At 55.7% G+C, this 23957-nt stretch carries 17 protein-coding genes; 8 read left to right on the forward strand and 9 right to left on the reverse strand.

Features of this window, described 5'->3' with window-relative positions; genetic code table 11:
* Positions 1-7 precede the first annotated feature (7 nt).
* Both ligA and OUO13_RS14975 read left to right on the forward strand, forming a co-directional pair.
* Positions 8-2101 carry an NAD-dependent DNA ligase LigA gene (gene ligA / locus OUO13_RS14970; RefSeq protein WP_283174704.1) on the forward strand — a complete coding sequence of 698 codons (2094 nt, stop codon included), beginning with the start codon at positions 8-10 and terminating at the stop codon, positions 2099-2101.
* Positions 2101-2778, forward strand: coding sequence for a transglycosylase SLT domain-containing protein (locus OUO13_RS14975; RefSeq protein WP_283174705.1), 678 nt, complete (start codon positions 2101-2103; stop codon positions 2776-2778). The genes ligA and OUO13_RS14975 overlap by 1 nt, the downstream gene beginning before the upstream one ends.
* A 25-nt stretch (positions 2779-2803) precedes the next feature.
* Here OUO13_RS14975 and OUO13_RS14980 read toward each other — a convergent pair whose 3' ends face one another.
* The 6 genes from OUO13_RS14980 to OUO13_RS15005 are packed head-to-tail and all read right to left on the reverse strand — an operon-like array spanning position 2804 to position 10094.
* On the reverse strand, positions 2804-4531 hold the full coding sequence (locus tag OUO13_RS14980) for a BatD family protein (RefSeq protein WP_283174706.1): 1728 nt from the start codon (positions 4529-4531) through the stop codon (positions 2804-2806).
* Entirely contained in the window at positions 4525-6573 is a 2049-nt protein-coding gene (locus tag OUO13_RS14985; RefSeq protein WP_283174707.1) for a VWA domain-containing protein, read from the reverse strand. The genes OUO13_RS14980 and OUO13_RS14985 overlap by 7 nt, the downstream gene beginning before the upstream one ends.
* Entirely contained in the window at positions 6566-7576 is a 1011-nt protein-coding gene (locus OUO13_RS14990; protein ID WP_283174708.1) for a vWA domain-containing protein, read from the reverse strand. The genes OUO13_RS14985 and OUO13_RS14990 overlap by 8 nt, the downstream gene beginning before the upstream one ends.
* Complete coding sequence (locus OUO13_RS14995; RefSeq protein ID WP_283174709.1) at positions 7573-8181, reverse strand: DUF4381 domain-containing protein; 609 nt, start codon at positions 8179-8181, stop codon at positions 7573-7575. Before OUO13_RS14995 ends, OUO13_RS14990 begins: the two co-directional genes overlap by 4 nt.
* A complete protein-coding gene (locus tag OUO13_RS15000; protein WP_283174710.1) occupies positions 8178-9113 on the reverse strand; it encodes a DUF58 domain-containing protein in 936 nt (311 codons plus the stop codon). The genes OUO13_RS14995 and OUO13_RS15000 overlap by 4 nt, the downstream gene beginning before the upstream one ends.
* A 21-nt stretch (positions 9114-9134) precedes the next feature.
* Positions 9135-10094, reverse strand: a complete 960-nt coding sequence (locus OUO13_RS15005; RefSeq protein ID WP_283174711.1) for an AAA family ATPase — start codon at positions 10092-10094, stop codon at positions 9135-9137.
* Between the two features lie 264 nt (positions 10095-10358).
* Between OUO13_RS15005 and OUO13_RS15010 the strand changes: the two genes are divergently transcribed.
* From OUO13_RS15010 to OUO13_RS15025, 4 genes are all read left to right on the forward strand, one after another.
* Positions 10359-15191, forward strand: a complete 4833-nt coding sequence (locus tag OUO13_RS15010; protein ID WP_283174712.1) for an NAD-glutamate dehydrogenase — start codon at positions 10359-10361, stop codon at positions 15189-15191.
* A 215-nt stretch (positions 15192-15406) separates the two neighbouring features.
* Positions 15407-16441 (forward strand): hypothetical protein, encoded by a 1035-nt coding sequence (locus OUO13_RS15015; protein WP_283174713.1) that lies wholly within the window; start codon positions 15407-15409, stop codon positions 16439-16441.
* Positions 16442-16551: 110 nt separating this feature from the next.
* Positions 16552-16782 (forward strand): DUF2835 domain-containing protein, encoded by a 231-nt coding sequence (locus tag OUO13_RS15020; protein WP_283174714.1) that lies wholly within the window; start codon positions 16552-16554, stop codon positions 16780-16782.
* 62 nt (positions 16783-16844) lie between these two features.
* A complete protein-coding gene (locus OUO13_RS15025) occupies positions 16845-17867 on the forward strand; it encodes a quinone-dependent dihydroorotate dehydrogenase (protein ID WP_283174715.1) in 1023 nt (340 codons plus the stop codon).
* A gap of 147 nt (positions 17868-18014) precedes the next feature.
* On the opposite strand, the gene rmf is transcribed toward OUO13_RS15025, so the two are convergent.
* Positions 18015-18212 carry a ribosome modulation factor gene (gene rmf / locus OUO13_RS15030; protein ID WP_283174716.1) on the reverse strand — a complete coding sequence of 66 codons (198 nt, stop codon included), beginning with the start codon at positions 18210-18212 and terminating at the stop codon, positions 18015-18017.
* Between the two features lie 182 nt (positions 18213-18394).
* On the opposite strand from rmf, the gene rlmKL reads away from it, so the two are divergent.
* Positions 18395-20596 carry a bifunctional 23S rRNA (guanine(2069)-N(7))-methyltransferase RlmK/23S rRNA (guanine(2445)-N(2))-methyltransferase RlmL gene (gene rlmKL / locus OUO13_RS15035; RefSeq protein WP_283174717.1) on the forward strand — a complete coding sequence of 734 codons (2202 nt, stop codon included), beginning with the start codon at positions 18395-18397 and terminating at the stop codon, positions 20594-20596.
* Here the strand turns inward: rlmKL and OUO13_RS15040 are convergent.
* Positions 20520-21746, reverse strand: coding sequence for a GGDEF domain-containing protein (locus OUO13_RS15040; RefSeq protein ID WP_283174718.1), 1227 nt, complete (start codon positions 21744-21746; stop codon positions 20520-20522). The genes rlmKL and OUO13_RS15040 overlap by 77 nt on opposite strands.
* 511 nt (positions 21747-22257) lie before the next feature.
* Here OUO13_RS15040 and OUO13_RS15045 point away from each other — a divergent pair.
* A complete protein-coding gene (locus OUO13_RS15045; protein WP_283175035.1) occupies positions 22258-23469 on the forward strand; it encodes an ammonium transporter in 1212 nt (403 codons plus the stop codon).
* Between the two features lie 112 nt (positions 23470-23581).
* Here the strand turns inward: OUO13_RS15045 and hmuQ are convergent, their stop codons facing one another.
* Entirely contained in the window at positions 23582-23896 is a 315-nt protein-coding gene (gene hmuQ, locus OUO13_RS15050) for a heme-degrading protein HmuQ (protein WP_283174719.1), read from the reverse strand.
* Positions 23897-23957 lie beyond the last annotated feature (61 nt).

Below are 23957 nucleotides of genomic sequence, written 5' to 3' on the forward strand. Positions count from 1 at the left end.
TGACCCCATGACACATCAGAACGACCTGTTCGGTCAGGATGAAACCGCGCGGGCAGTTTCTTCTGTTGACTCGGAACAGGATGCAGGGCGTATCAGCGCCCTGCGTCAGCAAATCCTCGATCACAACTACCGCTATTATGTTCTCGATGAACCGGCCGTGCCGGACGCCGAGTACGACCGTTTGTTGCGTGAACTGCAGACCCTCGAAGCTCGTTATCCTGAGCTGGTCACCGCCGACTCTCCAACCCAGCGGGTTGGAGCTGCACCGGCTGCCGGTTTTGAAGAAGTCAGCCATGAACGTCCGATGCTGTCGCTCGATAACGCCATGACTCCCGAGGAGTTTGTGGCATTTGATCAGCGTGTTCGTGAGCGCCTGAAAACTTCCGAAGCGGTTGAATACGTATGTGAACCCAAACTCGACGGCCTCGCGGTCAGTCTGTTGTACGAACAGGGTTTGCTGGTACGGGCGGCTACTCGTGGTGATGGTCAGACTGGCGAAAACATTACCAATAACGTACGTACCATTCCGAACGTGCCATTACGGTTGCGGGGGGAACCGGGGCAGGATCTGCCTTCCCGTCTGGAAGTGCGCGGTGAAGTATATATGCCGCGCGCGGGTTTTGATGCCTACAACGATCGTGCCCGTGCCAATGACGAAAAGGTATTCGCCAATCCGCGTAACGCTGCTGCGGGTTCCTTGCGTCAACTTGACCCGCGTATTACCGCCCAGCGTCCGCTGGAATTCTGTGCCTACAGTGTGGGCGTAGTGTCGGATGATGTGGCCTTGCCGGATAACCACTGGGATATTCTGCACCGCTTGAAAGACTGGGGTGTTCGAATTAATAGCGAAACGGCCCGCGCTCAAGGTGCGGATGAGGCTCTGGCCTTGTATCAGGCCCTCGGCGAGCGTCGCAGCCAGCTGGCGTATGAGATTGATGGCTCGGTGTTCAAGGTCAACTCGCTGGCTTTACAGGAGCAACTGGGCTTTGTTGCCCGTGCACCGCGCTGGGCGATTGCGTTCAAATTTCCGGCACTGGAAGAAATGACCCGTCTTCTGGGCGTCGATTTCCAGGTCGGCCGCACGGGAGCCCTGACGCCGGTGGCGCGTCTGGAGCCTGTCCACGTTGCCGGTGTGACCGTCAGCAATGCCACTCTCCACAATATGGATGAGATCGAGCGCCTTGGTGTTCGTATTGGTGACACCGTTATTATTCGCCGCGCCGGGGATGTTATTCCGCAAGTGGTCTCTGTGGTGGAAGACCGTCGTCCGGATAACAGCCAACCGATTGAAATGCCAACCAGCTGCCCGGTGTGTGACTCACTGGTGGAGCGGGTGGAAGGTGAAGCGGTTGCCCGTTGTACTGGTGGCCTGGTGTGTTCGGCGCAGCGCAAGGAGGCCATCAAGCACTTTGCTGCCCGTCGTGCCATGGACATCGAGGGTATGGGTGACAAGCTGATTGATCAGCTGGTGGATGCTGGTCTGATTCATTCGGTCGCTGATTTGTATCATCTCAGCCTTGAGCAACTGGCTGGCCTTGATCGTATGGCCGAAAAGTCAGCGCGCAATGTGCTGGATGCGCTGGAAACCAGCAAATCGACAACTCTGGGCCGCTTCCTGTATGCCCTCGGAATTCGTGAAGTCGGTACGGTAACTGCAGCCAATCTGGCCAGCCATTTTGGCTTCCTTGATCGCATCATGGCGGCAACCGAAGAACAACTGCTGGAAGTTACCGATATTGGCACGGTGGTCGCCGCTCATCTGGTGCACTTTTTTGCCGAAGCCCATAACCGGGAGGTAATTGCAGCGTTGCAAGCCGCTGGTGTGCATTGGGATGAGCAGGAACCTGCAACCGCAGGCGCCGACTCGGCACTGGCCGGGCAGGTCGCGGTAATCACCGGCACTCTCAGTGTGATGACTCGTGACGAAGCGCGTGAGCGTCTGGAAGCGTTGGGCGTCAAAGTCACTGGCAGTGTGTCAGCCAAAACCGACTTTCTGGTGGCGGGTGAAAAAGCCGGTTCCAAACTGACCAAGGCGACCCAGCTGGGCGTGCAGGTTCTGGATGAGGCAGCCTTTATGGCGCTGCTTGAGGAACACGCCTGATGACCAACCGGCTGCGACATCGGATTCGTTGGCCGGTTGCCCGGCTTGTGTTACCGGCACTGGTGCTGGTGGGCTGTTCTACCGGCCCGGTATCGCCGCCATCCAATCCTCATAATGCTTGCGACATGTTCGATCAGTATCCCCACTGGTTGGAAGCCGCACGCAAGAGCGAAAAAAAATACGGTACACCGGTGCCAATCAGTATGGCGTTTGTGTATCAGGAGTCGCAGTTTGTTGCCGATAACCAGCCAGCGCGTAACTGGATCGGTTTTCGGCCATCAACGGCCTATGGCTATGCACAGGCGTTGGACACCACCTGGAATGACTATCGTCGCGCCACCGGTAACAGTTCAGCGGATCGTGAAGACTTTGACGACACCATGGACTTTATTGGTTGGTACAACAGTAATGCGTCACGGCGGGCAGGCATTGCCAGCAATGACGCATACCGTCTGTATCTGGCCTACCACGAAGGGGTTCAGGGGTATCAGCGTGGTACCTACAAAAACAAAAAGTGGTTATTAAATACCGCTTCCAGTGTGCAGCAGCGCGCCCAGCGTTATCAGGCGCAGATGAACAGTTGTGGTGTCGGCGGCAACCGTTCCGGTGGTGGCGAGGCTGCCAGCCAGACGACGGATGAAGACCGTCAGTTCTGGCTGGAGATGATGGAGCAATAAGATCGGATGTAATGCTGACTCGCCGTTACGACGGGTACAGCCCTTTGGCAGCGGCAGGTCTGCTCGCAGTTTCTTTCTGCCACCGTTCCAGCAGTACCAGCAGATTGGTGCCGTTCCAGGCGCTATTGGTCTGGGCGCTGAACAGGGTGGCATCCAGCTCGGCCAACGCGGCTTTTAACCCCGGATCGGACACCTGTTGTTGTAACTCTCGCAGTGAGCGTGGTGGTTGTACACACACAGTGCCAGCCCAGGCCAGCAGATGGTTGCGTACAGCGGCGGCATCCCCTTGTTGGCAGGCGTTTTTCAGAAGTTTCCAGCACTGCTGACGGGAGATGCCCGCGGCCGATGAGATATCTTCCTTAACAGCAGGCGATCCAACCGAAGGGGTGCGGTTTTTGAGCCACAATCCCAGTGTGATCAGATTAGTCAGCACTAATACGGCGGTAAGCAGCCACCAGCGCTGATCTGGCGCTCCGTCATTGGTTGCCATAGGCGCTACATCACTGGCGGCTGGAACCGCTGAATCGACTGCCGGAGCCGCTGGAGTTGGGGCGTTGTTGGGGGCTGCCTTGACTGTGACCGTGCGGGCAGGCAGTGATGCGTACTCCAGCTGATTGGTACGGGTATTCCACCATGCCAGTCTGAACTCTGGCAGTTGCAAGGTGCCCGGTTGGGTCGGTACCAGCGCTACCGCTTGCTGATATACGCCAGTGACACCTTCATCGGTGAGTTGATCCTTGATATCCGGCTGATCCGGATAACGTTTGAGGCCGTCTGGTAATACTGGTTCCGGCAGTACAATCTGGCTGGCGGACAAACCTTCGGTGTTGATCCGGATCGTACGGGTAACAGCTTCTCCAACCACCCATTGATCATCGGCCAGGCTGAATTGGTCGCTGACGTCCACGGCTTTGGCTGGCAGCCATGGCAGCGGAGGATAATTGGCCGGAATCGCTGAAATCGTCAGTTCAATCGGTTTACTGGCTGCGGTGATCATGGTTTGCCGGCCTTGCCAGGCGTCGTAAGGATTACTGCGGGATGTGGCCACCGCCTGGAAACGTTGGCCAGGAATCACCAGAGTGCCGGTTTTTTCCGGATAAATCGCAAATCGGCGTTCGTATACCCCCACGCGTTCGCCATTAATGGTGCTGAAGTACTGACGTGGCTCGCCAATGGCAACCACACGAGCGTCTTCGACTGCCATATCGGACAGGCTTGGTGACTGGTGATTAACCCGGTAATACAGCTTTTCGGTATAGAGGATTTCGCTCTGCACAAAATACAGCGGCTGCTGATCCACCTGGATATCAAAAAATGCATTTTCGCTGGACTGCTGTTGCACCTGCGACGATTGCTGGCTGACATTGATTTCGATCGGGTTACTGGTCTGGCCTTTGAACGTGATGGCCGGAATGGTGAGGCGTCCGCTGTGTAGCGGTGTCAGCACCAGCGACCATTCGGTGCGGGAATCAATCTGACCATTGGTGGAACGGAAACTGTTAAAGCGTGACGGCCCCTGAACAACCGAGAAGTCTTGTTTGAGTCCGCTGAAGTCTGGCGTTCCCATCAGGGCCTGTGGGCTGAAACTGAAGGTGACGGTCAGGGTTTCGTGTTCTGAAATCGACGCTCGATCCACGCTGGCCTCAAACGTGTCGGCCTGTACCTGAGCAGCCAGCAGGGAGCCGAGCAGCAAAGCCAACAGTAGCCAGATACCTGTGGTCAGTGACCTGAGTGAAACTGCCTGACTCACCATAATACGTCTCCGGATTCCTGTTCCTGTTTTTGTTGGGAATATTGATAAAGGAATTTACGTTCCAGCAGCTTGCCTGGCTGGTCGGGCACGCGATTCAACCATTGTTGCAGGCGCGCCTGCTGCTCAGCGTTGAGGCGTTCTTCCTCGGTTAGCTGGGGTTGGCCGCTGGCGGACTGCTGATCACCCTTGTCAGACTTTTCCTGGTTGGCCTGACCTTGTTGGTTTTGGACCTGCTGGTTCTGACCGTTCTGGTTCTGGCCTTGCTGGTCCTGTCCTTGCTGGTTCTGGCCCTGCTGGTTCTGGTCTTGCTGGTTCTGACCTTGCTGGTTCTGACCTTGCTGGTTCTGGCTCTGCTGGTTCTGGTCTTGCTGGTTCTGACCTTGCTGGTTCTGACCTTGCTGGTTCTGACCTTGCTGGTTCTGGCCCTGCTGGTTCTGGTCTTGCTGGTTCTGACCTTGCTGGTTCTGACCTTGCTGGTTCTGGTCTTGCTGGTTCTGACCTTGCTGGTTCTGGCCCTGCTGGTTCTGGTCTTGCTGGTTCTGCCCTTGCTGGTTCTGACCTTGCTGGTTCTGACCTTGCTGGTTCTGGTCTTTGCTGTTCTGGTCTTTGCTGTTCTGGTCTTTGCTGTTCTGGTTCTGGCCTTGCTGATTTTGTTGATCCTGCTGTTTTTTCAGCAGGTCTTCGGCCTGTTTGCGGTTAAAACGGGCATCGTCCATATCGGGGTTTAATTCCAATGCCTTGTCCCACGCATTAATAGCGCCTTGCAAGTCACCGGAGCGGGCGAGGGCGTTGCCTTGATTGTAGAGGCTGTCGGCATTACCGGGATTGTTAAACGCCTGGGCGGCGGTCGCGTAATCACCGGCCTTGTACGCCGCAGTGCCTTTCCAGTCACGATTCTCGAAACGGCTGGCGGCGGCGGCTGGGTCCTGTTGTAGCAATTCGGCACCCTGTTGATCCGGGGTTTTCCAGAGGTCCTGCCATTCCAGTGCCGCAGCGGGTTGCGGATGCAGCATCGGCACTAACAGCAGACAAAACACCACGCCACGGCGGAACGCCAGCAGGCAAACCGGCAACAGTAACAGCACCAGCCAATAGCCCTGGTCGATCCACAGGTTGGCTTGTTGCGGATCACGACTGCTGGCGTTGGCCTCCTGAACCTGTTCCGGCAACAGGGATTGCCAGTCGTCGTCCAGTAATCCCAGCGGTCGCCAGTTCACACCCAGTCCACTGGCCACCCGACTGATTTGCTGACTATCAAGGCGCGCCAGCACAATGCTGCCTTGGTTGTCCTGCAGGAATCCACCGGTTGGCAGCGGCACAGGGGCACCGTCCAGCGTGCCGACGGCCAGAATTCCCAGCGGGAAGTGTTGGGCGTCCCATACCTCGTGGATACGATCAACATCCTTGTCTTGCAGGCCATCGGTGATCAGTAACAGGCGAGCGTGGGTTACTCCGGAGTCTTTTAACATCTTCTGGGCCAACGCGATGGCCTTGTCAGGACGACTGCCGGGAGCAGGCATCAGAAATGGCGAAATGGGTGGCAACAGGTTGCGAATGGTGTCGGCGTCATCGGTCAGTGGTGTTACGGCATGGGCGTCACCCGCGTATACCAGCATGGCGGTCTGGCCATCCTTGCGGGCCTTGAGGATATCCAGAATCTTCTGGCGAGCCCGGTCGGTACGGGACGGTTTGACGTCTTCTGCCGCCATTGATAATGACTGGTCGAGCAAAATCACCAGTGCATCCTGATTGCGAAACACCGGTTGTGGTTGCTGTTCCCAGGCCGGGCCGGCCAAGGCCAGTGCCGCCAGAACCGCAGCGGCGATCAATGCTCGCAAACGCCAAGGATTGGCGGCGGTGACAACCTGCTGTTCCAGCAGTTCGGACTGTAAATGCGGGTCAATGACCTGTTGCCATGGGCTGTTGCCAGCATGACGACGGGCGTTTAACCAGGGCAGGATCACAACGGCCAACAGGGCCAGTAGCCACCAGGGACGGGTGAAGTGAAATTGTTGCAGCAGGTTCAGCCAGGTATCAGTCACGACGGAATCTCCGCACCAGGGTGTCCAGCGGATAACTGTTGTTGAGTAGCAGCAGCAGGCTCAGGCACCAGGCCAATGCCAGTGGCCATTGATAAAGGTTGTGTTGTGGACGGTATTGCTCCGGGTCCTGATCCACTGGCTCAAGGCGATCGATCATCTGATAGATACCCTGCAGTTCGGCTGGATTGCGGGCACGGAAGAAGCTGCCGCCGGTCATTCGGGCAATATCGTTCAACAGGGGTTCATCAAGATCCTGAGACGGGTTTACAACCCGTGAGCCAAAGAATCCGGGAATCTGCATGGCGTCAGCACCGAGCGCCACGGTGTAGATGCGCACCCCGTTTTCGGCGGCCAGACTGGCGGCCTGACGCGGGTCGATCTCACCAGCGGTGTTGGCACCATCGGTCAGCAGAACCATAACGCGGCTTTCGGCCGGGTTGTTCAACAGACGTTTGATACCCAGTCCAATAGCATCACCAATAGCGGTTTCGGTGCCCGCCAGACCAATCTGCGCCTCACCCAGCCAGGTACGCACGGTCTCTCGGTCGAAGGTCAGTGGTGCTTGTACATACGCGTTGGCACCAAACAGGATCAGACCAATCCGGTCGCCCTGACGGCGTTGTACAAACTCATCCAGCACCGATTTGACCGTCGCCAGACGGCTGACGGCATTGCCCTGCAGATTCATATCTTCACGCGCCATACTGCCGGAGATGTCCATGGCCAATAACAGGTCGCGTCCGGTAACCGGCATCTGGATGGTGTCTCCCAGCTGGAAGGGGCGGGCAACGGCTGTAACCAGTGCCAGCCAGATCAGCATCAGAATCAGGGCTGCACCCCGACGAGGCTGGTTGTCAGCCGCATTACTGTTACCAAATCCTTGCCATACACCGAGATACGGAACCCGTAATGCCTGTTGTGGGCGTGGACGCGCGGCTAGAAACCGCATCAGGATCGGTAGCGGTAACAGCAGAAAAGCCCAGGGCCAGTGCCACTCGATCATGACAGCACCTCTGTTGTGGTGACGCGTGCGCGTCGAATCTGACGACCGTTCTGTTGTTGCAGCCACTGGATTGTGGTTGCTACCAGCTGGTCGCCATCAAGGTTGGTATCCGGGCGAGCATAACCACCACTTGCCAGCGGCTGTAATGGTTCTGCGCTGATGCGGCTGTGCTGTTGCAGAAAATCGACCCAGGCCTGTCCGTGCAGATTAAGTGCATGCGGATACCAGAGTTGGCAGAAACGTTTGAGTTCCAGGTTGATGTTGTTGATCAGCTGGTTGCTGTTCCGGTGCTGACGCCATTCGACTCGCCAGTTTTCCAGTTGCTGCGCGCTGTCGCGGCGACTGCGATGCAGTGGATACCAGTCTTTCCAGAAGCGCCAGCCACCATACATGGCCGCCAGCAGCAATATCACACCGAGAATCCCGACCAGCCACCAGCCAGGAGCCGGAGGCCAGGCACTGATCGGATCAGGCATATGCAGATCACGCAGTTGCAGGCTTTCTGCGGGATTCGCGACGGGATTAGCAGGCATGGTTGCAGGTGACATCGGTACAGCGGTTGGTAACGCGGGCGAGTTCATAACAGCAGGAGCGGCCGGAATCATGCTTTGCCTCCCTGCCGCAGAATGGTCAGCGGATCATCGTCGGTAGCAATCCGCAGCAGCGGCACTTTCAGACGGGTCAGTTGTTGCTGCAGCTGTTGCTGACGCTCATTGGCCAGCTGTTGCCAGTGCAGGCGTTGCTGACTGCTGGCGGTATCCAGACGCAGGCGTTGCTGGCCATCGGTAATGTCGTAACGCCCTGGTGGCGGCAGTTCACTCTCAAGGCGGTCATGCACCTGAATGGCGGTGATTTCACAATGACGGCAGAGGTCGAACAGCAACGCTTGTTGTTCGTCACCAAATCCGCTCCAGTCACTGATGAACCAGATTGCGGTGCCAGGGCGAGACACGCGGCGCAATTGCTGGCAAATGGCGGTCATGCGCTGGACCGGTTCGCTCGCCGCACTGGTGGGCATGGCAGCCAGGCGATTGATGATCTGCAAAACATGCCGTGGGCCGTTGGATGGGCGCAGGTCAAATTGCTGGTCGTCATTAAAGATCAGCGCGCCGACGCGGTCACCGGAGTTGGCTCCGGCCCAGGCCAGCAAGGCGCAGAGGTCAGCGGCCAGAACCTGTTTGAAGGTGCGGCGACTGCCGAAGTGCATGCTGGCGCGCAAATCACAGACCAGCAACAACGGACGCTCCAGTTCTTCCTGAAACACCTTGATATGCGGTTGACCGGTACGGGCGGTTACCCGCCAGTCCATGGCGCGAATATCGTCACCGGGCTGGTAGTGCCGAACTTCGGCGTATTCGAGGCCGCGACCGCGAATGGCCGACACATGCTGCCCGGACAGGGCGCTGTAGACCTTGCGAGGCTGGCGCAGGCTGATATGGCATGCCAGCTCGCGCAGACGAACCAGCGCGCCGGTATCGATTTGCGTTGCGGCGCTGAAACGGGGATCGACCCCATAAGAAGCACTGGCGTTTTTCATGACGAACGTCCCGGCCGAAAATCAGATAACAGGCACCAGTTGTAACAGGCGATCGATGACGGCATCGGTGCCCAGACCACTGGCTTCCGCTTCAAAACTCAGCAGCAGGCGATGACGCAGCACATCGTGAACCACGGCCTGAACATCGTCCGGGCTGACGTAATCATTACCTTGCAGCCAGGCGTGGGCTCGGGCGCAGCGTTCGAGGGCAATGGTGCCACGAGGGCTGGCGCCGTATTCGATCCAGTTGGCCAGATCCGGGTGATAACGATCCGGACGACGGGTTGCCATGATCAGCTGCACGATGTACTGCTCGACGGATTCGCTCAGGTGCAAATCCAGACACTGGCGACGGGCGTTCATGATGTCAGCCTGGGTCAGGTGGCAATCGTCGGCATCGACCTGATGCAGCGCCTCGCCACGAACCAGACGCAGGATTTTCAGTTCGGCATCGGCATCCGGGTAGTCGATGCGCACGTGCATAACAAAACGGTCAAGCTGGGCTTCCGGCAGCGGGTAGGTGCCTTCCTGCTCAATCGGGTTCTGGGTTGCCATCACCATAAACAGTTCAGGCAATTTGCGGGTGACACCCCCAACGGTGATCTGCCGCTCGGCCATGGCTTCCAGCAGGGCACTTTGTACCTTGGCCGGGGCTCGGTTGATTTCGTCGGCGAGAATCAGGTTGTGGAAAATCGGGCCGGGCTGGAAATCAAAACTGTTCTGTTGCGGGCGATAGATTTCGGTACCGGTAATGTCACCGGGCAGGAGGTCGGGGGTGAACTGAATACGTTTGAAATCCCCTTCAATACGGTCGGCCAGCGCGTTGATGGCTTTGGTTTTGGCCAGACCGGGAGCCCCTTCCACCAGCAGATGGCCGTCCGCCAGCAGGGCGATCAGCAGACGGTCGACCAGATGAGGCTGGCCAATAATGCGGTGTTGCAGGGTGGTACGCAGACGCTGGAATCCTTCGGACTGATTCATTCACATATTTCCTGTCGACGGCATGGGGCTATAGCAACCGGTCAGTGGCTGCTATCCGTATTGTGCCCATGAGATCAGGGCTAAACCATAAAGTTCAAGGGGTTACCGCGGATATGCGTCGAGAGGTGGAGAGAGCTGGTACAAAAAGACAAGCGATATTCAGACCAAAGAGAGGGTTGGCTCAAAGAATGTACAGTTTGGCCAGCGACGACAGATACAGCAATGCTACGCTTAACAGAACAATAAAAAACCTGGACACCGATTATGCTGACCGCTCTGCGCGAGATTATCAACGATCGAAACGCAGCCCCACAGGCTGCTCTGCTGACCCGTTTTTCCAATCTCTATTATGCCAATGTGCCGGCGGATGAGTTACTGGCGCGCCCGGCGACAGATCTCTATGGAGCGACACTGTCCAGTTGGCATTTTGTGCAGCAGCGGCAGACGGGCGAGGCCAAGGTCAGGGTATTTAATCCGGATCATGAGAACCATGGTTGGCAATGTTCGCATACGGTAGTTGAAGTGGTATGTGAAGATATGCCGTTTCTGGTTGACTCAATCCGCTTGCAGCTGAACAGTCGTCAGATGTCTTTGCATGCGCTGCATTATTGCGTGTTGTATGCCCGTCGGGATAACAAGCAGCAGCTGGATAACAGTATCGACTGGAGTGTGCCGTCTGAGGGGGGGGTAGCAGAGGCGCTGGTGTATATGGAGTTTGATCACCATTCCGATCCAGCCATTCTGAGTGAGTTAAACGAGGCGTTAAAATCGGTTCTGGCCGAGGTCAAATGCTGTGTGGATGACTTCCCGAAAATCATGAAGCGTCTGGAGGTGGCTGCCACCGAACTGGCGGCCAGCAAACAGGAAGGCACCAACGAAGGTGAGGCTTTTTTACGCTGGTTGAGCCTTAATCATTTTACCTTTCTGGCATCAGACGAGTTTTCGTTTGAACACGATAAAGATGGTGACTACGTGGTCCGTGACGGCAGTCAGGACCTTGGGGTTTTCCGCTTCCGTCAGGCTGACCGTGACCGTTTGCGCTTGCAGGACTTACCCGAAGAAATTCATCGTTTTATTACTAATCCTCAGCCAATCAGTTTTATGAAATCGGGGGAGCGTAGCCGTGTGCATCGGCCTGCTTATCCGGATTATGTAGTGGTCAAACGCTTTGATAAAACAGGCAAAGTAATTGGCGGAATTCGCTTTATGGGGCTGTATACCTCGATTGTGTATATCGAAACTCCCAACAATATTCCGATTGTGCGAAATAAACTGGCTGATGTGCGAGCGCGCGCAAATTTTACGCCTGGTAGTCACAGCGCCAAGGAGCTGAACCGCATTCTTGAAGTGTATCCGCGTGACGACTTGTTCCAGTCAACGGTTGACCAGTTGCATCGTACGGCTATCAGTATTCTCAATATCCAGGAGCGTCGTCAGACCCGGATTTATCTGCGCAAGGACCCTTACAGCAAATTTGTATCCTGCCTGGCGTATGTCCCCCGTGATATTTACAACACCGACTTGCGTCAGCGTATTGAGGGGGTGCTGCGGCATGAATTTGCACCGCTGGATATTGAATCCACTACCTATTTTTCTGAGTCCGTACTGGCGCGGGCTCAATACACCTTGCGGCTGGATTCGTCTCGCAACAACGACTTTGATGAAATCATGGTGGCGCGCAAGATTCGCCAGGTGGTGCGTTCCTGGCAGGATGACCTGCACGATGCTCTGATTGAACAGGTGGGTGAAGAACTGGGTAATCGCCAGTTTGTGGACTATCGCAGTGCGTTCCCGGCTGGCTATCGGGAGAACTTTACGTCCCGTACAGCGGTGACGGATATCCAGTACATCGAAAATCTATGTGTGCAGTCGCCAGTCGAACTGGGGATGAGTTTTTATCGTGAATTGGAAGAAGATAGCAATCAGTTGCACTTCAAACTGTTCCATCGAGACTCTTTTTTGCCATTGTCAGATGTGATTCCGGTACTGGAAAACCTAGGCTTGCGTGTTCTGGGTGAGCATCCGTTTGAAATTATTCGCCGTGATGGCAAGGTTATCTGGATTCATAATTTCCTGCTTCAATATACCTTATCTGACAGCATTAACATCGCGGAAGTAAAAGCCCTGTTTCAGGATTCGTTCCGGGCGATCTGGCAAGGACGTGCTGAAAACGATCCATTCAACCGGCTGGTGCTGGGCGGTCAGTTAGGCTGGAAAGATATTGCCCTGTTGCGGGCGTACGCCCGTTATATGAAGCAGATCCGTTTCGGGATTTCCGAGTCATACATTGCCGAAACCCTCAGCCGTTACATCTCCCTCAGTGCGCGTCTGGTGAAGCTGTTCCATGCCCGTTTTGGGCTGGGATTTGAGTCGGAAGATGCTCGCAATGAGGCGTTCGCCGCCATTGAAGCGGATATTCTCGGCAAGATGGATACCGTCAGCCAGCTCAACGAAGACCGTACCATTCGCCGTTACATCGAACTGATTCGCGCCACCCTGCGCACCAACTTCTTCCAGCATGGTGATGATGGTGAACCGAAATCCTATATCTCGTTGAAGATGAATCCGGCAGCCATTTCGGAAATGCCGTTACCTCGGCCAATGTTCGAGATTTTTGTTTACTCCCCAAGGGTCGAGGGTGTGCATCTGCGTGGCGGTCGGGTTGCGCGTGGTGGCTTGCGTTGGTCGGACCGCGCCGACGACTTCCGTACGGAAGTCCTGGGGCTGGTAAAAGCCCAGCAAGTGAAAAACGCCGTGATTGTACCAGTGGGTGCCAAGGGTGGGTTTATCGCCAAAAACCTGCCAAAGGACGGTGGTCGTGATGCCTTTATGGCGGAAGGGATCGCCTGTTACCAGACCTTTGTATCGGCATTGCTGGACGTAACCGACAATCTGGTGGACGGTGCCGTGGTGCCACCGGAGCGGGTGGTACGCCATGATGCGGACGACACCTATCTGGTGGTTGCTGCCGACAAGGGCACCGCAACATTCTCGGATATTGCCAACGAAATTGCGGTGACCCGAGGTTTCTGGCTCGGTGATGCGTTTGCCTCTGGCGGTTCGATTGGTTACGACCACAAGAAAATGGGGATTACCGCCCGTGGTGCCTGGGTATCGGTACAGCGCCATTTCCGCGAGCAGGGGCTGAATGTACAGACCACTGATTTCAGTGTGGTTGGTATTGGGGATATGGCCGGTGACGTGTTCGGCAACGGCATGCTGCGTTCCGAGCATATCTGTCTGGTGGCGGCCTTTAACCATATGCACATTTTTGTCGACCCGACTCCGGATGCTGCGGCCAGCTTTGTTGAGCGTAAACGCCTGTTTGAACTGCCTCGCTCGGCCTGGTCGGATTACGACAGCAAGCTGATCTCCAAAGGCGGTGGTGTGTTCCTGCGTTCTGCCAAGAGTATCCCGATCAGTGACGAGATGAAGGCGCTGTTCGAAATCCGCGAGGATCGTCTCGCGCCGAATGATCTGATCAACTATATCCTCAAGGCCAGAGTCGATCTGATCTGGAACGGTGGTATTGGTACTTATGTAAAAGCGGCCTCAGAGCGTCATTCCCAGGTGGGTGACAAGGCCAACGATGGCCTGCGGGTGATCGGTGGTGATCTGCGAGCCAGAGTGGTGGGCGAGGGTGGCAATCTCGGTATGACCCAGCTTGGCCGTATCGAATTTGCCCTCAAGGGTGGTGCCAGTTACACCGACTTTATTGATAACGCCGGTGGTGTGGACTGTTCCGACCACGAAGTGAACATCAAGATCATGCTCAACGAAGTGGTTGCCAGCGGTGATCTGACTCGCAAGCAGCGTAATGAAATCTTTATGGCCATGACCGAAGAAGTGGGCGAGCTGGTGGTACAGGACAACTATCGCCAGACTCAGGCTATCTCTCTGGCCTACAAGGACTGTCTGCCACGTATGGAAGAATACGTGCGCCTGATGAAGTCGTACGAATCCAAAGGCAAGCTCAATCGGGCGCTGGAATTCCTGCCCGACGATGAAACCCTTGTCAATCGCAAGGCCAGTGGCGTCGGCCTTACCCGGCCAGAACTGGCGGTGCTGATTTCCTACACCAAGGCCGACCTCAAAGAGCAACTGAATCATCCCGATATATATGAAGATGCTTACGTAGCGGAAATCCTGACCACGGCGTTCCCGTCCGAACTGGCAAAACGTTTTGGCGAGCCGCTGCGTAATCACCGTCTGCGTCGTGAAATTATTGCCACCCAGCTGGCCAATGACATGGTCAACTACATGGGAATCAACTTCATGCACCGGTTGTCGAAGTCTACTGGCTCCAGTGTTGCTGATGTCGCCCGTGCCTATGTCGCCGCACGGGATATTTTTGCGCTGGACGACTACTGGAAGGCAATCAATGAGCTCGACTACAAGGTCAGCACGGTGGTACAGGAAGACATGATGGCCGACCTGATGCGTCTGGTGCGCCGTGCTACTCGCTGGTTTGTGCGCAATCGTCGCGCCAGTATCCATATCAGTGTCGAGGTTGAACGCTTCCGTGCCGCCGTTGCAGGTATTGCTGCTGAAATGGGGACTACCTTGCGTGGCACATCACTTGAGCGTTGGCAGCAATCGAGAGATGAACGTATTGCCCAGGGGGTTCCTGCCGAACTGGCCAGTTACTGCAGTGGTGCTGTTAACCTTTATTCCGCGCTGGGGATTGTGGAAGCGGCCGTTCAAACCGGGCAGCCGGTTAACGATGTGGCGGTGGCTTACTTCGAGGTGGGTGAACAATTGTCGTTGAACTGGTTCGGTCAGCAGATTAACGGCTTGCCAGCGACCAGTCATTGGGAAGCCCTGGCTCGGGAAAGTCTGCGTGATGATCTGGACTGGCAGCAGCGTTCCCTGACGGTGGGGGTTATGACCGGGCTGCAACAAGGAGAAGCGCTGTCGGCGGCCCTGGAGCGCTGGCAGAACGATCAATCGCTGTTGTTCAGCCGCTGGCAGACTATGTTGGCCGACCTCAAGGCCACGGATCATATGGAGTTTGCCATGGTGGCGGTTGCTCTGCGTGAGCTGCTGGATCTGGCTCAGGCCAGTCGCCAGCAGGCAGATTGCCCGCCTTGCCAATAGGGTCCTGTTGATTCGACAGACGGGTCCTGTTTGTTTCTGCAAACGGAGCGGTTGGTTCCGCTCTGTTTGCAGACCATTTCAGCCAGCTTTGGCACTTTGCGAAATGGTTCATTAGTGGTCTGCTGGCCACCCCTCAGAATTGCCTTTTTATCATCGCCCTGAGCCTGCTTGCCGTTCAGACTGGCCGCTGACGACATGCAGGGAGCTTGTGCTGAATGATGATGAATGAATTTAATCTGATGATATACGCCCAGTCGGCCCTGCTTCTGACCGCTCTGGCTTTTGTTTCCTGGCTGTTTTTACGGACACGTCGCCTCGGTCGCCTGCAGGACGACTTGGTGGAGGATGCCATTCGGGATGGCTGTATCTGGCATCGGGTTTATCTGATGAGGGGCGAAGGTAAAAAACGCTGGTTGCGAATGCTGCCTTACGACTTCCGTGGTTTGCTGCTGGAATCTGATCAGGGCATCCGTCTGGTCGGTTTGAAACCGGATGGTGAAAAGCTGGATCAGGGCTGGCGTCGTGAACAGGTCGACATCAGCTGGCAGGGCAATCATATGTTTGCCGGTGGCAGTCTGTTCTGGTTGCGTCTGGAGGCCGGGCAGCAGGAGTGGCTGGTGTCATCCGATATTGGTATGCAAGCCAATGACTCACGGCGGGCAACCGCCGATTTGTGGCGCAAGCTGGTGCCGGGTAAGGTTTTGCCCGATGAGGCATCCGAAGACTTTGATCTGTTCTCACGACCTGCGTCTGTTGCGGCTCTGGTGCTGATATTGGTTGCGGCAGCGTATGCGCTGGTGGACGGCCTGTTGTTGAATCCGCTGGAAGCTCTGGACTGGGGATACGCCATGTGGGGCTTGCCGGTACTGGGGTTGCTGGTGTCATTAGGCGGTTGGTTTGTGTTGCAGAAAAACCGGATTCCTCTGCGCGAATCCATGGTGCTGGGCATGATCGGCAGTATCTGTGTCTCATTGGCCTGGTTGCCCGCTGCCAAACGTCTGGATGAAGCTCTGGCAAGCGGTCCTGCGCAGCATTATGACTACCGGCTGGAGGAGAACGGGCGTCTGGTGCCGGTGGATGAAAATATGCCGGTGATCCGGTTTGGTAATCGCAAGGAATACTGGCAACAGTTTGAGATTGGCTCTGTTCATGCCTTTCGTTTTGTTCATGGCCCTCTGGGCATCTGGCAGCTGGATCATACAGAGCGACTGGAAGACATTCGCGCGTTTTACCGCCAGCGTAAGCCTTGATGCCGATCTGTCCGGCTGTGTCCGCTTTGCCGTGAGCTGACAATCCTGCCGCAATCCCGCTGGTCTATGCTTGTTCGAGGTCCAATAGAAATCCGGATGAGGCCCTCACCATGAACCAGCGGGTGGTTCTCGATATTTACCTGTCGGCTGCTGAATTGCAGCGTTATTACAGTGGTGATGCACGAATGGTTCAGGGCCGGGCTCTTGATGGCCGCAGCGTGCGTTTCCCTGCCAATCTGTTACGTCCCATGGTCACCCGCGAAGGGGTTAACGGGCGTTTTGTTATTGAATTTGATGCACAAGGCAAGTTCCAGAGCATCGCTCGCCTTCCTCGCGTATAATCCGCGCAATTTTGTGAATCTGAGCCCGTTGGCGGTTCCAGCCGCCTGTCTGTGAGGTTGTTATGGATTGGTATAACGTATTTCGTCCAGTGTTGTTCAGCCTGAGTGCCGAGACTGCCCATGAAGTCAGTCTGGACCTGCTGGGAGCCGCCGAACGTCTGGGCGTACTGCGCTACATGGCGCCACGCATGACCGGCAATCCGGTTGAAGTGGCGGGAATCCGTTTTCCAAATGCGGTGGGTCTGGCGGCTGGTCTCGACAAAAATGGCGATTACATTGATGCCCTGGCGCGTCTGGGCTTCGGTTTTATCGAAATCGGCACCATCACACCACGTCCACAGCCGGGTAATCCGCAGCCGCGTCTGTTCCGCATCCCTGAACGTCAGGCCATCATCAATCGTATGGGGTTCAACAACAAGGGTGTTGATTACCTGATCGAGCGAGTCAAAGCCGCCCGTTACGATGGTGTGCTGGGTATCAACATTGGCAAGAACTTCGATACCCCGGTTGAGAACGCGGTCAGTGATTACCTGATCTGCCTGGAAAAGGTGTATCAGTACGCCACCTACATCACCGTGAATATTTCGTCGCCGAACACTCCGGGCCTGCGTACCCTGCAGTACGGTGATGCCCTGCGTGATCTGCTGGCGCCGTTAAAAGTCCGTCAGCGTGAGCTGGCCGCAGAACATGGTTACCGTCCGATTTTTGTGAAAATTGCCCCGGACATGAATACCGACGAAGTGGCGCTGGTTGCCAATACGCTGGTGGAGTGTGAAATGGATGGTGTGATTGCCACCAACACCACACTGGACCGTGACGGTGTTGCCGGTTGCCCGAACGCCGAAGAAGCCGGTGGTCTGAGTGGTGCGCCACTGGAAGACAAAGCCACCGAAGTACTGGAAACCCTGTGCAAGGTGCTGGCGGGTCGTCTGCCAGTGATTGGCGTGGGTGGTATTACTGATGGTGCTGGTGCGGTCGACAAGATCCGTGCGGGTGCCAGTCTGGTACAGGTGTACAGCGGCTTTATTTACCGCGGTCCTGAGCTGGTGCGTGAATCAGCTGAAGCCATTGCGCATATGAATTGATCAGCGTTAGCTGAAAAGAGTCGGGCCCCGGAAAATTGGGGCCCGTTCCTCCGCCGGACGGAGGCTGGTTGGAACGTTATGTATGACTCTTTCCGAGTCGTCTGACGGTGTTACGAACGTGAAAGCGGATACCCTCTCTGGTTGTCGTTATACTGCCAATCGATGGATTCCAGAAACGCCTATATACCCATCCCAGTGATCAGCGCGACCGCTGCGCCATCCCGCCAACCAGGCGTCACGCAGTGGACCTTCCGGAGGGGCCAGATCCTTGGAGCGGTGCTCTACACCGGCACGGTAACCACGGGAATAAGCTCGTTCTTGCAGATCGCGTTTCTGTTTTTTCATAACGTAGCGTCCTCGCTTGCAATTAACTGGGCCAGGCACTGGCAGGCTGCCAGAGCATGACAACCTTGTGACAGCGCCTTCTACTGTTTTATCCCGTTGTTGCGCCGACTGTTAATGAATTATTTTTTATAGATCCGGCTACTGTTGTAGTCGATCGCTATTTGACCAAACAGGCCTCACCCATGATGCAAAACCATCCCTCGTCGGAAACCTTCACCTGGCTGGCCAGCTGTGCCAAGGGGATCGAACCCCTGTTAGTTCAGGAAATCAGTGAGTTAGGCGGCGAAGTTGAACGTGAAACTCACCTCGGGGTGTTCTGGCGTGGGGATCTGAAAACAGCTTATCGCTTCTGTTTATGGTCTCGTCTCGCCAGTCGCTTATTGTTACCGCTGCATGAATGTCAGGTCGGCAATGTCGACGAAGTATATGAAGAAACGCGCCAACTGCCGTGGAACGAGATTTTTCCGGTCAGTGCGAGCATGCGAATCGACTTTCATGGCCAGACCGACTTCATTAACAACACCCAGTTTGGTGCCCAGAAAATCAAGGACGCCATCTGTGACCGTTTCCGTCTCGACACTGGCAGTCGCCCGAACGTCGATAAAGATGCCCAGGTTCGAATCGAAGCCCAGCTCCGTAAAGGCAAGCTGCATCTGTATTTCAACTTCAGTGGTAGCGGTATGCACCGCCGTGGTTACCGTCTGCAGCCGGGTCTGGCACCCCTGAAAGAAACCCTGGCGGCCGCAGTGTTGATGCGTGCTGGCTGGCCTGCGCTGGCAGCGGAAGGCAAACATCTGATCGACCCGATGTGTGGTTCCGGCACGCTGGTGATTGAAGCGGGCCTGATGGCCGCCGACGTGGCTCCTGGTCTGAATCGCCAGCAGCATGGTTTTGAGTACTGGCGCGGTCATGACCGCAGTATCTGGCTGGAGCTGGTGGATGACGCTCGTCAGCGTCGCACTGCGGGCCTGAACGCCATGAAGAGCCATCTGTATGGCTTCGACATTGATGCCCGTCAGCTGGAAGCCGCTCAGGCTAACCTGGCGCGCTCCGGTCTGTCTGGCAAGGTACATCTGGAACGTCGTGGCATTGATCAGCTGCGTGTGAATCAGGACGTGGCTGCCGACGGTGGTCTGGTGGTGTGTAACCCGCCATACGGCGAGCGTTTGAGTGAGTTGCCACAGTTGGCACCTCTGTATCAGCAATTCCATGATGCCACCATGAAACTGCCGGACTGGCGTCTGGCGGTATTCACCGGTAACACCGATCTGGCGCGTTCGATCCGTCGTCCGCTGGATAAACAGTACAACCTGCTGAACGGTCTGATTGCTACCCGTCTGCTGGTATTCGGTGCCGCTGACGAGCGCTCAGCACAGCCGCGCGGCAGTATGATTCGGGGTCCGGTTGAGCAGTTTGCCAACCGTCTGGCCAAGAACCTCAAGCCGCTGCAGAAATGGGCGCGTCGTGAGTCCGTGTACTGTTATCGCGTCTATGACGCTGACCTGCCGGAATATGCCGTTGCCATCGACGTTTATACCGCGGCTGACCAGCGTGATGCCGGTGAAACCGGGCAGTGGTTGCACGTGCAGGAATATGTGCCGCCAAAGACGATTGATGAAGCACGGGCGGAACGTCGTTTGCTCGACGTGCTGGCGGTATTGCCGGAAGTAACCGGTATTGATGCCCAGCGCATTGTGCTGAAGCGTCGTGAACGTCAGAGCGGCAAACGTCAGTATGAAAAGCAGGACTCATCCCGCAACATGTTTGCCGTGCCGGAAGGCAAGGTGCTGGTGAATGTGAACCTGCGTGATTATCTGGATACCGGCCTGTTCCTGGATCACCGTCCGACCCGTCTGGAAATTGCCAAACTGGCGGCCCAACAACCGGGGATGAAGTTCCTGAACCTGTTCTGTTACACCGCAACGGCCAGTGTGCATGCGGCGGTGGCAGGGGCGCATTGCACCAGCGTGGATATGTCCCGTACTTACCTGAACTGGGGTCGTGACAACTTTGAACTGAACGATATTGATCCGGATCGTCACAACTTTGTGCAGGCTGACTGCTTGCGCTGGCTGGAAGAGGCGGCTGAACGTCAGCAGGGCACTTACGACCTGATCTTTATGGACCCGCCAACTTTCTCCAACTCCAAGCGTATGGAAGGGGTTCTGGATATCCAGCGCGACCACGCTACATTGATTCGTCAGGCGGTTGCTTGTCTGAAGCCGGGTGGCCTGCTGATTTTCTCCAACAACCTGCGCAAGTTTGATCTGGATGAAGAAGCGCTGGCGGGCCTGAAAATTCGTAACGTCAGTGGCCGCTCAGTGCCACATGATTACGCTCGTCGTCCGAATATTCACCATTGCTATCACATTCAGGCGGGCTGATCCGGCTTGCACTGATTTCTTCGTTGCGGTAATGGGGCTTGGTCCAGACGCGATCAGCATCCATTACCCGATTTCTTCCGGCTCGTTTGCCGGTATAAAGCGCCTGGTCGGCCCGTTCAAACAGGCTGCTGGCGCTGTGTTTTTCCCGTTCGCGGATACAGGCAAAACCGACGGTCACCGTTAATACGTCTGGCTGGTTGTCGCGGTAACCCAGCTGGCACGACTGCACGGTTTTACGTACCTGCTCCGCTGCCTGTGCTGCAAAAACCGGGTCGCAGTTGTGGATGATCAGCACAAACTCCTCACCACCATAACGCGCCAGCGTCGCATTGGCCGGATCAATATGGCTGTTCAGGCAATTCTGCAGACAGTTGGCTACCTCGCGCAGGGCAATATCCCCCGCCGCGTGACCGCGGCTGTCGTTATAACGCTTGAAGTAATCAACATCCACCAGCATCAGGCATAACCACTGGTGACGACGGCTGTGATCTGACAACTCCCGCTGCAGCACCATATCCATACGACGACGGTTGCCAACACCGGTTAACGGATCACTTTCCACCAGCTCCAGCAGGTAATCCCGCAATTGACGGCTACGATTATCGAACTGAACCGCAAACATCAGCGAAATAATGCTGGCACCAATCAGCCACATGGTACGAGACACGGTTTTGGCGAGATTGGGCGGGTCGAGGGTCAGGTCGTTGGGCAGATGTCCGTGCAGCAGCATCCAGGCCATAACGATCCAGGCAACGGACCAGAACACCAGCGCAAACAGCGCCATCCTGAATGTACCCAGTAACAGACCAATAAACGGAAATAGCGGAATGATGGGGCTGTAATGGCTGTTCGGGCCGCCGGACAACAGGATCAACGGAAACGCCATGTAGATACACAGGCCCATCAGCAGTGCTGGTGCCTGCGCTTGCCAGTAACCACGACGCAGAATTTGCCAGAGGATCAGCAGTAACGAGGTATTCACCACGCCGGATACCAGAAACAGCGTGTGCATGGTGGCAAACAGGGGACGAAGAATGGTGATAGAGCCCAGAACCAGGGCAATCATCAGCGTTAACCAGGCGGTTAACTGGGCACGTTGTTCCTGAATTCCTTTTGGGGTCAGCTGCTGTAGATCGAACACCTGCTTCATCGACGTCCTGTCCTGATACTGCGAGGGAGGCAGGATGTTAATGCAGATGCGTGAGAAGGTCAGCGTTTATTGTGTGACGGGGGTTTGAAACTGGTTATTTGCAGTCTGGATGACCTGTTGTTGGGGTGGTATCTGCGCCATTGATTCCACGAGCGGCTGGAATGGTCTTACCTGCAGGTTTGCATCATCTTGGAACTCTAGGTGTGTCTTGTGCGCTAATTTTGTGCGTTTTTGTGATGATTCTGGTGTGTCAGAGCGCATCCGTTAGACATAAATGTGGCATTTGCGGTCACTTTGCACTGCTTTAAGGCTGATGAATTCCAAGCTTGCGCTGCTTTGATGCAAAAAGTCAGGTCCTCTCGTGACAAAGTTAACAAAGTTGGTACGCCTTGTGCTTTATTTTGGTTCGTCATGGAGTGGTCATGTTTTGTTGGGGAACAAAACGATCATTCTTGTCTGAAAACATCATCCACCCGCATGTCAAAGGGGAAAGCTCGTGGAGTCTGTCGATCTGAACAGCGTGAACAGCGCTGTCGAAAGCCTGCTGTCAGGCACCAATACCCTGTTTATCCTGCTGGGCGCCATTATGGTGCTGTTGATGCACGGCGGATTTGCCTTTCTTGAAGTGGGCACCGTTCGTCACAAGAACCAGGTAAACGCACTGGTCAAGATCATCACTGATTTTGGTGTTTCGACACTGGCCTATTTCTTTATCGGCTACCAGATCGCTTATGGCGTGAATTTCTTCTCCAGCGCTGACCAGCTGGTCGGTAACAACGGTTACGACCTGGTGAAGTTTTTCTTCCTGCTGACCTTTGCGGCGGCGATTCCGGCGATTGTCTCCGGTGGTATTGCTGAGCGTGCGCGTTTTTATCCGATTCTGACGGCTTCGGCCCTGTGTGTTGCTTTTGTCTATCCTCTGTACGAAGGCATGGTCTGGAATGGCAACTATGGTTTCCAGGAGTGGATGACGGCCACCTTTGGTGCCGCTTTCCATGATTTCGCCGGTTCTATCGTGGTTCATGCTGTCGGTGGCTGGATTGCGTTTGGTGCTATTTACTTGCTGGGTTCCCGCAACGGTCGTTACCGTGGTGGCAAGGTGGTGGCGTTTGCACCATCGAATATCCCGTTCCTGGCTCTGGGGGCCTGGATTCTGGCGGTGGGCTGGTTCGGCTTTAACGTGATGTCAGCCCAGACTGTGACGGCGATTTCCGGTCTGGTGGCAGTGAACAGTCTGATGGCTATGGTGGGTGGTACTCTGGTTGCCATGGTCGTTGGCAAAAAGGACCCGGGCTTTATTCATAACGGTCCATTGGCGGGTCTGGTGGCGGTATGTGCTGGTTCTGATCTGATGCACCCGATTGGTGCGCTGGTGGTTGGTGGTGTTGCCGGTGCGCTGTTTGTATTCATGTTTACCCTGGCTCAGAACCGTTTCCCGAAATTCGACGACGTGCTGGGTGTATGGCCGCTGCATGGCCTGTGTGGTCTGTGGGGTGGTGTTGCGGCCGGTATTTTCGGCCTGACATCGTTCGGCGGTCTGGGTGGTGTGACCTTTATGTCGCAGCTGGTGGGTTCTCTGATTGGCGTGGTTATCGCACTGGCGGGTGGTTTTGTGGTGTATGGTCTGGTCAAGGCGGTGGCTGGTCTGCGTCTGTCTGAAGAAGACGAATTTAACGGTGCTGACCTGTCTATCCACAAGATTGGTTCTACTGCAATCGACTGATCAGGCTGCAGGCCTGATCATCAAAACAGAAAAGGGTGCCACGGCACCCTTTTTTGTTTAGGGTGGTTCTGTTTTTGGTATTTCTGGCTGTGGACGTTATGGTGTGCTGGTATCAGCCTTCACCCAGTACCGATTCAAACAGTTCCAACTGTGGTGGGCCGAGGTAAATATCCTTGCGCGGGCCACCGGCATTGGCGTGGGCCTTACGGAACGCTTCTGAGTGTGTCCAGTCTTCAAAGGCTTGTGCGGATTCCCATACCGAGTGTGATGCAAACAGGCTGTATTCGGCGGTCACCGGACCTTTTAACAGGTTAAAACTGACAAAACCCGGAACTCCGCTAAGGTAGGATTCGCGGCTTTTCCAGATATCGATAAAATCCTGCTCGCGTCCCGGAGCAATCCGGAAACGGTTCATGGCAACAAACATGGTGCTTCTCCTGAGTGTTGATAAGGGCAAGGATGTTGGCCCTGTGTCACGGTAACCAGTC

Source organism: Parathalassolituus penaei, from assembly GCF_026626885.1.
Taxonomy (GTDB): Bacteria; Pseudomonadota; Gammaproteobacteria; order Pseudomonadales; family Oceanobacteraceae; genus Oceanobacter; species Oceanobacter penaei.